This is a genomic window from Klebsiella sp. JN_Kp121 (assembly GCF_040062145.1).
Taxonomy (GTDB): domain Bacteria; phylum Pseudomonadota; class Gammaproteobacteria; order Enterobacterales; family Enterobacteriaceae; genus Klebsiella; species Klebsiella aerogenes.
In genome coordinates this window covers 40,968-55,236 of record NZ_JBEAHX010000007.1, presented here as the reverse complement: position 1 = coordinate 55,236, position 14,269 = coordinate 40,968, and the positions used below count along the sequence as shown (strand labels likewise).

General features: G+C 57.7%; 11 protein-coding genes. 5 read left to right on the top strand and 6 right to left on the bottom strand.

All coding sequences use genetic code 11. From position 1 onward, the window contains the following. Nucleotides 1-44 precede the first annotated feature (44 nt). From ABLU86_RS11735 to ABLU86_RS11725, 3 genes are all read right to left on the bottom strand, one after another. Entirely contained in the window at nt 45-572 is a 528-nt protein-coding gene (locus ABLU86_RS11735; RefSeq protein ID WP_032713117.1) for a GNAT family protein, read from the bottom strand. Nucleotides 573-635: 63 nt separating this feature from the next. Beyond that, nucleotides 636-2,294 (bottom strand): alpha,alpha-trehalase, encoded by a 1,659-nt coding sequence (locus ABLU86_RS11730; RefSeq protein WP_047740246.1) that lies wholly within the window; start codon nt 2,292-2,294, stop codon nt 636-638. Nucleotides 2,295-2,563: 269 nt separating this feature from the next. After that, entirely contained in the window at nt 2,564-3,712 is a 1,149-nt protein-coding gene (locus ABLU86_RS11725; protein ID WP_015369257.1) for an iron-containing alcohol dehydrogenase, read from the bottom strand. Between the two features lie 99 nt (nt 3,713-3,811). On the opposite strand from ABLU86_RS11725, the gene ABLU86_RS11720 reads away from it, so the two are divergent. Continuing rightward, nucleotides 3,812-4,435 carry a glutathione S-transferase gene (locus tag ABLU86_RS11720; protein WP_015703750.1) on the top strand — a complete coding sequence of 208 codons (624 nt, stop codon included), beginning with the start codon at nt 3,812-3,814 and terminating at the stop codon, nt 4,433-4,435. Between the two features lie 8 nt (nt 4,436-4,443). Here ABLU86_RS11720 and ABLU86_RS11715 read toward each other — a convergent pair whose 3' ends face one another. Beyond that, the gene (locus ABLU86_RS11715; protein ID WP_015369259.1) at nt 4,444-5,460 is read right to left on the bottom strand and encodes a LacI family DNA-binding transcriptional regulator; all 1,017 of its coding nucleotides are present in this window, start codon (nt 5,458-5,460) and stop codon (nt 4,444-4,446) included. 179 nt (nt 5,461-5,639) lie between these two features. Here ABLU86_RS11715 and hisD point away from each other — a divergent pair, with 179 nt between their 5' ends. The 3 genes from hisD to ABLU86_RS11700 all read left to right on the top strand — a co-directional run bounded on the left by hisD (nt 5,640) and on the right by ABLU86_RS11700 (nt 9,747). Next, complete coding sequence (gene hisD / locus ABLU86_RS11710) at nt 5,640-6,947, top strand: histidinol dehydrogenase (RefSeq protein WP_045365087.1); 1,308 nt, start codon at nt 5,640-5,642, stop codon at nt 6,945-6,947. Between the two features lie 100 nt (nt 6,948-7,047). Then, nucleotides 7,048-8,439 (top strand): GntP family permease, encoded by a 1,392-nt coding sequence (locus ABLU86_RS11705; RefSeq protein ID WP_045375919.1) that lies wholly within the window; start codon nt 7,048-7,050, stop codon nt 8,437-8,439. Between the two features lie 210 nt (nt 8,440-8,649). After that, nucleotides 8,650-9,747 (top strand): serine hydrolase domain-containing protein, encoded by a 1,098-nt coding sequence (locus ABLU86_RS11700; RefSeq protein ID WP_348796300.1) that lies wholly within the window; start codon nt 8,650-8,652, stop codon nt 9,745-9,747. A gap of 29 nt (nt 9,748-9,776) precedes the next feature. Here ABLU86_RS11700 and gorA read toward each other — a convergent pair whose 3' ends face one another. Together gorA and ABLU86_RS11690 are read right to left on the bottom strand one after the other, a co-directional pair. Further along, nucleotides 9,777-11,129, bottom strand: a complete 1,353-nt coding sequence (gorA, locus tag ABLU86_RS11695; RefSeq protein WP_149271327.1) for a glutathione-disulfide reductase — start codon at nt 11,127-11,129, stop codon at nt 9,777-9,779. A gap of 72 nt (nt 11,130-11,201) precedes the next feature. Continuing rightward, on the bottom strand, nt 11,202-12,044 hold the full coding sequence (locus ABLU86_RS11690; RefSeq protein ID WP_015703746.1) for a 23S rRNA (adenine(2030)-N(6))-methyltransferase RlmJ: 843 nt from the start codon (nt 12,042-12,044) through the stop codon (nt 11,202-11,204). A gap of 175 nt (nt 12,045-12,219) precedes the next feature. On the opposite strand from ABLU86_RS11690, the gene prlC reads away from it, so the two are divergent. Further along, nucleotides 12,220-14,262: an oligopeptidase A gene (prlC, locus tag ABLU86_RS11685; protein ID WP_348796277.1), complete on the top strand. Its 2,043-nt coding sequence runs from the start codon at nt 12,220-12,222 to the stop codon at nt 14,260-14,262. Nucleotides 14,263-14,269: the final 7 nt, after the last annotated feature.

The window sequence follows — 14,269 nt, the reverse complement described above, 5'->3', positions numbered from 1 at the left end:
GAGGAAAAGCGGGGTCGCCCCCATTCGCCGGATGGCCCAGGGCCTTATTGGTAATCGTGGCGCATCAGGCCAAACAGCCAGTCATTGTGCCAACGGCCATGTAGCCAGTAGCTCTCGCGTAGCTCTCCTTCCTGTATAAATCCTGTTTTTAGCAGCAGCTGTTTTGAGGCCTGGTTTCCGGCGGTGACGCTGGCGGTAAGACGACGAATGCCGCCTGTAGAAAATGCGTAATCACATAGCGCACACAGTGATTCATATCCATAGCCTAGCCCCTGCGCCTGTGGGGCGAAGAGAAAGCCCACTTCGGCGATATCATCATCGTGATGGCAATAGCCGGTCAGGCCAAGGGGCGTATGGCTTTGCCGATCGCGAACCACCAGGCATAGCCAGTGCGAGGACTTAGGCGACCAGAGCGGCAGGCGTGCATCAAACGCGGCGCGGATATCGGCGATGGGCCGGTTATCCGCAACATAGAGCATCACCTGCGGATCCTGTTGCAGGCTGAGAAAAAAAGACCAGTCGTCAAGCTGCAGCGGCGAGCAGCGCAGCCGCGGCGTAAGCAGTTCGGGCATGTTGTCGGCTCTGGCAAAGGGAAAATAAAACCTTAGCAGCACAGCCTGCCGACGGAAAGTGCCTTACGAAGACCTCGGCTCGCCGTACAGGCTGATAAGCCGCCGCACCACGCCGTTGGTCCAGCCGAAGCCATCCTGCAGCGGATATTCCCCGCCGCCGCCCTCATGTGGTACGCCGCTGGCGATATGATATTTCTCAATCAGCTTGTGGTGTTTGAGATAAAATTGATTCACCGTCTGCAGCCAGCTCTGGGCGATTTCATCGCCAAGCGGGTCGTGGCCGTACATTTTGAATCCCTGTACCGCCATCCACTGCAGCGGCGCCCAGCCGTTGGGTTTATCCCACTGTTCGCCGCTTTCATATTCCGTCGCCATGATGCCGCCAGGGGTGAGCAGACGCGCGCGTACGGCATCCGCCAGCCGTTCGGCCTGGGCGTGGGTCGCCATCCCGACATACAGCGTGACGATGCTGGCGGCGGAGAACAAGGCCAACTGCTCACGGCGCCAATCGTAATCGCGAAAACAGCCGCACTCTTCATCCCACAGGTAGCGGGTAACCGCCTCCCGGCGCGCGTTGGCTTTACGGCGAAATTCGGCTTCAGCCTCGCGATCGCCCTTCAGGCCGGAAAGATTGGCGATGGTATTTTCCAGCTTAAACAGAAAAGCGTTGAGGTCGATGGGAATAAACTGGGTGGTGCGGATACTCGCAAGCCTGGTGATATCGCGCAGCCAGCGGCTGGAGTAGTCCCAGCCGGAAGCCGCGCCGGCGCGCAGGTCACGATAGACCTCGTTTGGCGGCCGGCCGGAATGCTTCGCCGTTTCGACATCTTCTCGCCAGGATTCATCGCGCGGCGTATCACGGTCGTCCCAGTAGCGGTTAAGCAGTGAACCATCAGGCATACGCACCACGTGACGGTAGGCCTGGTTAGGGATCAGCGATTCCGCGCCGTCCATCCAGAAGGCGTGCTCTAATTTGAGATGGTCGAGATAGCGGCGCGCGCCGCGAACGCCATCTTCCTCAAACAGCTCCACCATCAGGGCGAATACCGGCGGCTGGGAGCGGCTGAGATAGTAGGTGCGGTTGCCGTTGGGAATGTGGCCGTAGGTTTCAATCATCCAGGCGAAGTTGTCGGCCATGCATTTGAGCAAATCTTCACGGCCGCTTTCCGCCAGCCCCAGCATGGTGAAGTAGGAATCCCAGTAGTAGGTCTCGCTAAAACGCCCGCCGGGGACGATGTACGACTGCGGTAGCGCCAGCAGCGATGACCACGGAATATGATCCTGCGGTTCACGGGTGAGCACCGGCCACAGCTTATCAATATGCTCTTTTAGCGTCAGTTTCGGGTCAGAGGTGTACTCATCGGAGCGGTTATCTGGCAACCAGAAGTTGTCTTCCACAAACTGACGCAAATCGAACTCCGGCGTACGCTTAACCCGCCGGTAGTGCATCAGGATATCCAGCGGATCGTGTTTCGGCGCGCAGTCGGGAAAGGTTTTACTATCAAGAAAAATGCGCGACTTTTGGACGTTGGTAAACAACTCGAGATAGCGGTCGGCGGGGGTCAGGGCGTCAGACGCCGGTAGCCCTTCGATGATCTCCGGCTCCGGTTCGGCGTCGAACATTTCATCCAGTTTTAACTCATACGGATCGGCTTCGTAGCACGGATCGTTTTCGATCCTCAACTCGTCGTCATCAACGTTGCGTAGTTTCTGGCTGAACATAGCGATACAGGCCTCCGGATAGCGTGAGTTTAGGGGCCGGGCATGCCCGGGCTCTCTAATAAGCGTAGACACTCGCTTCGGTCTGCGGAAGATAAACTGTGCGTCAGGTCACGCTTTTCAGTGCATAAAAATGGCAGGTAAGACGAGCAGGTATTTGAAATTAAAGGGTGAATATTTACCGCTGTGGTGGATGCGCGAAAACGAAATTCGGAGCATTCATTATGCAACAAAATTTGAACCGCCCCGGTAAACGCAGGCGGTTGGTTCGTTTACTCCCAGGCGGCTTCCAGCATCTCCAGCAGTTGCTCTGACTCCAGCGTGACCGGATTGGCTTTCATCGACGATGAACTACTGGCCGCCAGCGCGGCGGGTTCCAGCGCTTCGCGCGGTACGCCGAGGTCGCGTAAATTGCCGAGCCCTGAGCGCTGGCTCCATTCGCGCAGGCTTTGCCAGGCGTCATCCGGCGAGACGCCAAGTCCGGCGGCGATCCACTGGCGCACGTCGAGGAAACGCTGGCGCAGCGCCGGATTGGTTACCTGCGACTCATTGAGTTCCAGCCCAAAAGGCAGCAGGCAGCCGCAGAGCGCGCCGTGGGAGGCATCGCTTAGCCCGCCAAGCGGCCCCGCAAGACCGTGAACCACACCCAGGCCGGCATTGGCGAGCGCCAGCCCGCCGCACAGGCTGACCCATGCCAGCTCGTCGCGGCTGTCGGCACACTCTTTTTCCATCAGCGTTTTTAACGCGGCGATGCCGCGGGGGATCGCCTCCCGGCACAGGGCATCGGTGAAGGGCGTCGCCCGGGTGCACAGCCAGGGTTCGATAACCTGAGTTAAGGCATCAAGGCCGGAGCCGAGGGTGACGGCGCGGGGGGCGTTATCCGTTAACGCCGGATCGACAATCGCCAGTTGCGGCAGCATGCGATCGTCGCGCAGGCTGACTTTGCGCTGCTGCTGGGGGACGTTGATGACCGCGTTTTTAGTAACCTCCGCGCCGGTGCCGGACGTTGTGGGAATAGCGACAAACGGTAGCGGGCTGGCTTCCAGTATTCTCCCCGTTCCGACGACTTCCAGATAGTCGATGGCAGGCCCGCTTGCCGGGACCAGCGCGGCAATGGCTTTACCAGCATCAATGACCGCGCCGCCGCCGAGGCTGACCACCGCGCCGACGCCGCGCTCGCGCGCCAGCCGTACGCCGCGTTCAATATCGTCCAGCGTGGGTTCATTGGCGATAGCAACAGTGCTGACCTGAAGATGCAATGCGGTCAGTTCGTTCAGTAAAAACTGGGCGCGATTTTTGGTCGCGCCGTGAACCAGCAGCACCGGGGCATCATATTGCGCCAGCCACGGCGCGGCGCTGCGGGCCTGCCCGCGGCCAAAGCGGATATTGCCGGGCGTTAAAATGTTGAAGGGAGTGACCATGTGTAAGGGTACCTGTAGTGGATAATTATTCTGCAATCCACTATACACATTATCCGGCAAGCTTCATGTCTGCCATATTACGAAAAAAGGTTGCTGACGATGATAAGAATCTTGGGTAAACGCTCGTCTATTAACGTGCGTAAAGTCCTCTGGACCTGCGAAGAGGCGGGTATCGAGTATCAGCAGGAAGATTATGGCAGCGGCTATAGCCCGCTTGATACGCCGGAATTTTTGGCGCTGAATCCAAATGCGTTAGTGCCGGTGCTGGTGGATGACGATTTTGTCCTTTGGGAGTCGAACAGCATCTGCCGCTATCTGGCGCGTAAGGTCGGACGTGACGATTTGCTGCCCTCTGAGTTACGTGCCGCGGCGCAGGTAGAACACTGGATGGACTGGCAGGCGACGGAGTTTAACAGCGCGTGGCGCTACGCGTTCACGGGGCTGGTGCGTAAAGATCCGCGTTTTCAGGATCCGGCGGCAATTAAAGAGAGTATTGCCGCGTGGACGCGCTGCGTACAGATTGTCGACAATCAGCTACAGCGCACCGGCGCGTGGCTGACCGGCGAGACGTTTACGCTGGCGGATATCGTGCTGGGGCTTTCGGTTCATCGCTGGAAAATGACGCCGTTCGCCCATCCGGAGATGGCAAACGTCGAACGATGGTATATGGCCCTTAACCAGCGCCCGGCATTTATGCGCCACGGCAATAACGGCGTAGCGTAGCCGCTGATTTAGCGTCGCGGGCGGGTACTGCCCCTGACGATAAGCTTCCCCTGCAGAACGTGCTGAACGGCACTGGTTTCAGCCGCGCCTAGCTGCGTTTTCAGTACGGCGATGGCGGTATCCACCATTTCCGATAGCGGCTGGACCCAGGTGGTTAAATTTATCAGCGGCCAGCTGGCCATGGCGATATCATCGAACCCGACGATGGAGATATCTTCGCCCGCCTTCATGCCCATTTCGCCGACAACCACGTTGAGGGCGGCGATGGCCATCATATCGTTGGCGCAAAATAGCGCGTCCGGCGGCGTTGGTAGCGCCATCAGCCTGCGGGTGGCGTTCATCGCTTCTTCTATCGACCACATTCCGCTATCGCGCAGCATCGGGCGGGCGCCGCGGGCCTCCAGACGCTGTCGAAAGCCTGTCTCCCGGTCGCGGCTGGTAGAGGAGGTATCTCTACCGGCAACAAATGCCAGCTGCTGATGGCCGAGATCCAGCAGGAAATCGGCAATCGCGGCGCCGCCAGCCAGGTTATCGCTGGTGACGCTGGAAACCGACCGGCTGTCGTTTTTGCGGTTGAGCAGCAGCACCGGCAGGCCGAGCTGCTGGCATTCATGAGCAAAGTGTGAAGAAAGGCTGCTGGACACCAGCACTAGCGCTTCAACACGATGACGCAGAATCTCTTCCATGATGGGGGTAGTGTCATCATCGCGGTACATCGAAAACAACAGTACCCGGTATCCCATCAGGTTCAACGCCTGTGACAGTTCATCCAGAACCGCGGCGTAGAAGGGATTCACCAACCCCGGAACGACAACACCAATAAGCGTTGAGCGGCGGGTGATCAGCGACTGGGCGATAAAGCTCGGACGATAGCCCAGCTCGGCGGCGATCTTACGCACCTTTTCTTTGGTGGCTGGCGAAATTTTCGCTCCTTCGGTAAAGGCGCGGGATACCGCAGATTGCGAGACGCCAGCCGCTTTCGCGACATCGTAACTGGTGACTGCTCGTTTGTTTTGACCTGCCATTCCGTTGCCTCTCCTGACCCATGCCCCGCCATTATGCGTGAATCTTCCCCCCTGTCACTAATTTTGCGATCTCCGTTGCATTCGAATGCATTGCTGCTTCACATAACATTTTATTCACGCCAGGATGCAAGTGAATTCGAATGCATTAGCATTTCATTAACATCATAGTGAGGCAAGTTATGGCTATCTGGCTCAAGCGCGGTGCGGAATCTGAAGCAGTGAAATCTCACGACCGTACGGTTCGTGAAGCGGTAGAGAAAATCCTGGCGGATATTGAAGCGCGCGGTGACGCAGCGGTGCGCGAGCTGTCGATTAAGTTCGATAAGCTCGATCGCGCAAACTTCCGCCTGTCGCAGCAGGAAATCGATGATTGCTATGCGCAGCTGTCGGAGCGCGATATTGCCGATATCCGCTTTGCGCAGGAGCAGGTGCGTAACTTCGCTCAGCACCAGCGCGACAGCCTGAAAGATATCGAGGTTGAAACGCTACCGGGCGTCATTCTGGGACACAAAAATATTCCGGTCAGCGCGGCGGGCTGCTACGTGCCGGGCGGGAAATACCCGCTGCTGGCGTCGGCGCATATGTCGATTATCACCGCGAAAGTCGCAGGTGTGCCGCGCATTGTCACCTGTGCGCCGCCGTTTAACGGTAAACCGGCGCCGGCGATTGTGGTGGCGCAGCATATGGCGGGGGCCGACGAAATCTACTGCCTGGGGGGTATTCAGGCCGTGGCGGCGATGGCCGTCGGTACCGAGAGCATCGCACCGGTGGATATGCTGGTGGGGCCGGGCAACGCCTTTGTCGCTGAAGCCAAACGTCAGCTGTTTGGCCGCGTCGGTATCGATCTGTTCGCCGGGCCGACGGAGACCCTGGTCATTGCCGATGAAAGCGTGGATGGTGAAATCTGCGCCACCGACCTGTTAGGTCAGGCTGAGCATGGTCCTGATTCTCCGGCGATTTTGTTGACGACCTCGGAAACGCTGGCGCGCGAAACGCTGGCGGAAATCGATCGTCTGCTGGCGGTGCTGCCCACCGCGGAAATCGCGCGCCAGTCGTGGGCGAAGTTTGGCGAAATCATTGTGGCTGAAGACCGGGAAGAAATGCTGAAAATCGCCAATGAGCTGGCGTTCGAACATGTGCAGGTAATGACCCGCGACCCGGACTGGTTCCTCGAAAATATGCAGAACTTTGGCGCATTGTTCCTGGGACCTCGTACTAACGTGGCCTACGGCGATAAAGTCATCGGCACCAACCATACCCTGCCGACGCGTAAAGCGGCGCGTTATACCGGGGGGCTGTGGGTTGGGAAGTTCATCAAAACCTGCACCTATCAAAAGGTTCTTACCGATAGCGCCTCCGCGCAGATCGGCGAGTACTGTTCGCGTCTGTGCGCCCTCGAAGGTTTCTCCGGCCATGGTGAACAGGCCAACGTCCGCGTGCGCCGCTACGGCAATAAAGACGTTCCTTACGCTGGGATTCCTGAATAACCCGTAAGGTCTGAAACGGGAAGCGGGATACGCTCCCCAACTTAACATCGGCCGCCCGATAACAAGGAAATAAGCGGCGGCCATGCTGACGGATAACCCTATGGACGTATTGATTGCCTTACTGGCGTTAGGATTGCTGATGCTCGCCGCCTATCGCGGCTATAGCGTGATCCTTTTTGCCCCTTTGGTTGCGCTCGGCGCCGTATTACTCACCCAGCCAGCCGCCGTTGCCCCGGTATTCAGCGATATTTTCATGGATAAGCTGGTCGGGTTCGTAAAACTCTATTTCCCGGTATTTTTACTGGGCGCGGTCTTCGGGAAATTAATTGAGTTTTCCGGATTCTCCCGGTCAATCGTGAGTGCTGTTACCCGGCTGATGGGGCAAAACAAGGCGATGCCGGTGATTATTCTGGTCTGCGCGTTGTTAACCTATGGCGGGGTTTCGCTATTCGTGGTGGTATTTGCGGTCTATCCCTTCGCCGCTGAGATGTTCCGCCAGAGCCAAATTCCGAAACGGCTAATGCCTGCGACTATCGCGCTGGGCGCCTTCACTTTTACGATGGATGCGCTACCGGGTTCGCCACAGATTCAGAATATTATTCCGACTACTTTTTACGGTACGACCTCCTGGGCAGCGCCCTGGCTTGGGGTGCTGGGTTCCGCATTTGTGGCTATTGGCGGCTGGTTATATCTGGAGGCGATGCGGCGTAAAGCGCAGCGCAAGGGAGAAGGTTATGGAAGCGAGTTGGTAAATGAACCTGAAACCCCGGCAGACCTTAACTTGCCGCACCCGGTGATCGCGCTGCTGCCGTTGATTATCGTCGGCGTCGCCAACCTGCTGTTTACCTGGCTTATCCCTCAGGCGTACGGTAGCCATTTCCTGATTGACCTGCCGGGACTGAAAGCGCCGATGGAAAGCGACGTGAAGAAGATGGTGGCGATTTGGGCGGTGATGGCGGCGTTATTGTGCGGAATTATCACTATCTTCTTGTTTGCCGGGCGTAGCCTGAAGGGTAAGCTGGCCGACGGTAGCAAAGTCGCCGTTGGCGGCGCGATGCTGGCGGCGTTGAATACTGCATCAGAGTATGGTTTTGGCGGGGTGATTGCCGCGCTGCCGGGCTTTGTTCAGGTGGCCGATGCGCTAAAAGCGATCCCAAATCCTTTACTCAATCAGGCGATTACGATCAATATTTTGTCCGGGATCACCGGTTCATCCTCCGGTGGAATGAGTATTGCCCTGGCGGCGATGGCGGATCGCTTTGTGGAGTCGGCCCATGCTGCGGGGATCCCGCTGGAAGTGATGCACCGTGTGGCGTCGATGGCGGCGGGCGGCATGGATACATTGCCGCACAATGGGGCGATCATCACTTTGCTGGCGGTGACCGGACTGACGCATCGCCAGGCCTATAAACCGATTCTCGGCATCACGTTGTTTAAAATCCTCGGTGCCTTTTTCATTATCGGCGTTTACTACGCCACCGGACTGGTATAAAGCCCGGGCCGTCGGCTGTCTGTGCCGACGGCCTTATTTATTTTTCAGCGTATTCGCTTTGCGCCGGCGGGGTAATGCCGCTACGATCCGCGTCTATTTTTTATCTCATCCCAAAAACGCGCGGCAGGTAGGTGGAGTTTGAACAGGCGGTTAGGCCTTGTGCTATTGGCATTACTGTTGGTTTCAGGCTGCGCCGGCACGCTGTCGCAAATGAGCCCTCCCAGCAATGAAACCAGCCTGGTGGGGCATAACGGGCAGCGGCTTTCCGTCGATACTTTCGTCAGCCAATACATGCGCGAGAAGCAGGTCAGCGGCGTGGTGGTGGCGATTATTCATCACAACGGCCCGGCGGAGTTTCACTGCTTCGGCGTGACGGATGATAAGCAGCGCTACCCGATAACCCCGCAAACGCTTTTTGCCCTCGGTTCGTTAAGTAAAGGTGTTACCGCTGAAGTGGTGACGATGCTGGTCAACGAGGGGCGTTTACACTGGAACGATACGCTGCAAACCCTGCTGCCGCCGGGGTCCGTGCTCAGTGAAGATGCCCGCAAGATAACCTTACTGCAGCTGGTCACTCATACCTCCGGGCTGCCGCGTCAGCCGATGAACATGCTGTCGCTTGAGCATCTGTTGGCCTATCTCAACAACGGTGAAAACTTTTATCACGAACTCGATGCCGACGGGGTGCTGAGCTATCTGAGCAACTTCAATGCGCCGCTGGAGCGCGAGCCGAGTTACTCCAACCTGGGTTTTGCGATACTTGGGTATCTTCTCAAATACCAAACCGGCGAATCGATTGAGACGCTGGCGTCACGGATGATCTTCCGGCCATTGGCGATGGGGAATACCAGCTTCCTGCCGCAAACGCTGCATGAATATCCGTGGCGGGCGCTGGGACACGCAGGCGATCAGCCGAAGTTTAAACCGCGCGGCGCGCTGACGCCGGACTGGCAGTTCACGAATAACATGGTTGGCGCGGCGAGTCTGTACAGCGACGCCGGCGATCTGATTAACTATGCCCGCGCTCACTTCGCCCCCACGGGGCAGGCGGCACTGGATCGGGCGTTCAAAGACGTTAGCGTTGATTATTATCCGCGGCGGGTCGAAGCGGCGAACATTGCCTGGGTGACCGACACATTTGGTCGGCAGCGATTAACTTATCAGGTGGGATACATCGGCGGCTATTCAAGCTATATCGGCTTCGATAAAGCGAATCAGAATGCGGTGGTGGTGCTGCAAAACAGCTTTAACTGGAGTAACTACATCGGCCATCAGATCCTACGTAATCTGGTGACGGAGTCAAAATGAAGCCCCGTCCTGAGACGGGGCTTCGCGGATTAACGCATGGTGACGAACTCTTCCGCTGCGGTCGGGTGAATGGCGACGGTATTGTCGAAGTCTTTTTTGGTGGCGCCCATTTTCAGCGCTACCGCAAAGCCCTGCAGCATCTCATCCATTCCGAAGCCGATACCGTGAATACCGACAATCTTCTCTTCCGGGCCGACGCAGACCAGCTTCATGCGGCACGGCTGGCGGTGAGAGGTCACGGCGGTATACATTGCGGTGAAGGACGATTTGTACACCTTCACGGCGTCGTCGCCGTACTGCTCGCGCGCCTGCGGCTCGGTTAAGCCGACGGTGCCGATTGGCGGGTGGCTGAAGACCACGGTCGGGATATTGCTGTAGTCGAGGTGCTCTTCCGGCTTGTTGTTAAACAGGCGTTCGGACAGACGACGGCCTGCGGCCACGGCGACCGGCGTCAGCTCAACGGCGCCGGTATTATCGCCCACCGCGTAGATGCCCGGCACATTGGTGTTCTGGAACTTATCAACGATGATGTAGCCTTTATCGTTGGTTTTAACGCCCGTTGCCGCCAGGTTGAAGTTATCGGTCGCCGGTTCGCGGCCAATCGCCCAAATCAGGCAATCTACGGTCTGGCTGCGGCCATCTTCCAGCTCCAGAGTCAGGCTGCCGTCGGCATTCTTGACTACCGCCTTCGGAATTGCGTTCGTGTGCAGTTGTGGACCTTCGGCGTTCATCACTTCCACCAGAGTCTCAACGATCAGCGGATCGAAGCTGCGCAGCGGCGCGTGTTTACGCACGAACAGGTGGGTTTCGGCGCCCAGGCCGTTAATCACGCCGGCCAGTTCAACGGCAATATAGCCCGCGCCGACTACCGCTACGCGCTTCGGCAGCGCCGGCAGTTCGAAGAAACCGTCGGAATCAATACCGTATTCCACACCCGGAATGTTCGGGTGGCTCGGGCGGCCGCCGGTGGCGATCAGGATATGATCGGCGGTAATGGTCTCGCCGTTGACTTCCACGGTATTGGCATCGACAAAGCGCGCGAACCCTTTGATAACATCAACTTTATTCTTACCCAGCACGTTGTCGTAAGAGGTATGAATACGGTCGATATAGGCGCTGCGGCTGGCAACCAGCTTATCCCAGTCGAAATGGTTGATGGTGGTATCGAAACCGTAATCCGGGCCATACAGGTGGATTGCTTCGCGGATCTGCGCCGCATGCCACATCACTTTTTTCGGCACGCAGCCGACGTTAACGCAGGTGCCGCCCAGCTCTTTGGCTTCAATCAGCGCGCACTTCTGGCCGTACATCGCCGCACGGTTAATCGAGGCGATGCCGCCGCTGCCGCCGCCGATGGCGAGGTAATCATAATGTTTGCTCATGCCCATATGTCCTTAATCGTTAATTGCCGCGATTGTAGCGCGAGGCTTAAAAGGTTCCACCGATGGTTGCGATTACTCCGGTACGATCCAACTCACGGTCGCGTGACCGGTACCGGCTGGAACCAGTTTGCTGTGCAGCCACGGCAGCACGTTATTCATCTGCTGTTCCAGCTTCCACGGCGGGTTGATGACGATCATCCCGGAGGCGGTCATGCCGCGCTGGTCGCTGTCCGGACGCACCGCCAGCTCGATTTGCAGAATTTTGCGGATACCTGTGGCTTCTAAATCTTTGATCATGCGTTTGATTTGCGCGCGCAGCACCACCGGATACCACAGCGCGTAGGTGCCGGTGGCGAAGCGTTTATAACCTTCGTTGATCCCGGTGACCACCGCCTGATAATCGGTTTTAATTTCGTACGGCGGGTCGATAAGAATCAGACCGCGGCGGGAAACCGGCGGCAGCTTGGCCTTCAGCTGCTGATAGCCATCGGCTTTATCGACGCGCGCGCGGCTGTCTTTCTGGAACTCGGCGCGCAGCAGCGGGAAATCGCTCGGGTGCAGTTCGGTCATCTGCAGGCTGTCCTGCTCGCGCAGCAGCTGGCGGGCGATAAGCGGCGAACCAGGGTAGTAACGCAGTTGGCCGCTGCGGTTGAAGTGTTCGACGACCGAAATATACGGCTCCAGTTCGGTCGGTAGATCGTCCTGCTGCCAGATACGGGCGATGCCTTCAAGATACTCGCCGGTACGTTCGGCGTGCTCGCCGCTCAGCTGATAGCGGCCCGCGCCGGCGTGGGTGTCCAGGTAGAGAAACGGTTTTTCTTTCTCTTTCAGCGATTCAATGATCAAACTCTGAACGGTGTGTTTAAGGACGTCGGCGTGGTTGCCTGCGTGAAAGCTGTGGCGATAACTGAGCATGGATGCAGAGATTCCGGAAATAAACAAGTTAACCGACAGTTTACCGCAGTTCGCCCAGGATTGCCGCTGTCGCACCGCCTGTCATTGAAATTCCTGCAACTATCCCCCATTCTAGATCTCATGCAAAAGCGCCGGAACGCGCGCTTCATTCACCCTCTTCAACAGGACAGCGCATATGACCAATCCATTACTGACGCCTTTTTCATTGCCGCCATTTTCTGCAATTAAACCGGAGCACGTGGTCCCTGCGGTCACCAAAGCGCTGGATGATTGCCGGGCCGCGGTGGAAAGCGCGGTGGCGCACGGCGCGCCGTATAGCTGGGAAAATCTTTGCCAGCCGCTGGCGGAAGTGGACGATGTGCTGGGACGCATCTTCTCGCCAATCAGCCATTTGAATTCGGTAAAAAACAGCCCGGAGCTGCGTGAAGCCTACGAACAGACGCTGCCGCTGCTCTCCGAGTACAGCACCTGGGTCGGCCAGCATGAAGGCCTGTATAAAGCCTACCGCGACCTGCGCGACGGCGATAACTACGCCACGTTGAACACCGCGCAGAAAAAGGCGGTCGATAACGCGCTGCGCGATTTTGAATTATCCGGGATTGGGCTGCCGGCAGAAGCGCAGAAACGCTACGGTGAAATCGCCGCGCGCCTCTCTGAGCTTGGCAATCTGTACAGCAACAACGTGCTTGATGCCACCATGGGCTGGAACAAGCTGGTGACCGACGTCGCCGATCTCGCAGGCATGCCGGAAAGCGCGCTGGCCGCCGCTCAGGCCCAGGCGCAGGCGAAAGAGCAGGAAGGATATCTGCTGACGCTGGATATTCCGAGCTATCTGCCGGTGATGACCTACTGCGACAATCAGGCGCTGCGCGAAGAGATGTATCGCGCCTATTCCACCCGCGCCTCCGATCAGGGCCCGAACGCCGGGAAATGGGATAACAGCCCGGTGATGGCGGAGATCCTCGCGCTGCGTCACGACCTGGCGCAACTACTGGGCTTTGACAGCTACGCCTTTAAATCTCTGGCCACCAAAATGGCTGAAAATCCGCAGCAGGTCCTCGATTTCCTGACCGACCTGGCAAAACGCGCGCGTCCGCAGGGCGAAAAAGAGCTGGCTCAGCTGCGTGCTTTCGCCAAAGCCGAGTTTGGCGTCGATGAACTGCAGCCGTGGGATATCGCTTACTACAGCGAAAAACAGAAACAGCATCTCTACAGCATTAGCGATGAGCAACTGCGCCCGTATTTCCCGGAAAACAAAGCCGTTAACGGCCTGTTTGAAGTGGTTAAGCGTATTTATGGCATTACCGCCAAAGAGCGTACCGATGTCGATGTGTGGCATCCGGAAGTGCGTTTCTTCGAGCTGTATGACGAAAATAACGAGCTGCGCGGCAGCTTCTATCTTGACCTGTATGCCCGCGAACATAAACGCGGCGGGGCGTGGATGGACGACTGCGTCGGCCAGATGCGTAAGCTGGATGGTTCCCTGCAAAAACCGGTCGCTTATCTGACCTGTAACTTCAACCGCCCGGTAAACGGCAAACCGGCGCTGTTCACGCACGATGAAGTGATTACCCTGTTCCACGAGTTTGGCCATGGTCTGCACCACATGCTGACCCGCATTGATACTGCTGGTGTTTCCGGCATCAGCGGGGTGCCGTGGGATGCGGTCGAGCTGCCGAGTCAGTTTATGGAAAACTGGTGCTGGGAGCCGGAAGCGCTGGCCTTTATCTCCGGGCATTACGAAACCGGTGAACCGCTGCCGCAGGAACTGCTGGAGAAAATGCTGGCGGCGAAAAACTACCAGGCGGCGATGTTTATTCTCCGCCAGCTGGAGTTCGGTCTGTTCGATTTCCGTCTACACGCGGAATACTCGCCGGAGCAGGGGGCGAAAATCCTCGAGACTCTGGCCGAGATTAAAAAGCAGGTCGCCGTGGTGCCGGGCCCAACCTGGGGCCGCTTCCCGCATGCGTTCAGCCACATCTTTGCGGGTGGTTACGCGGCGGGCTACTACAGCTACCTGTGGGCCGATGTGTTGGCGGCGGATGCCTTCTCGCGCTTCGAAGAAGAGGGAATTTTCAACCGTGAAACCGGTCAATCATTCCTCGACAATATCCTGAGCCGCGGCGGTTCCGAAGAGCCGATGGAGCTGTTCAAACGCTTCCGCGGGCGCGAGCCGCAGCTGGACGCGATGCTTGAGCATTACGGGATTAAAGGCTGATTGCTAC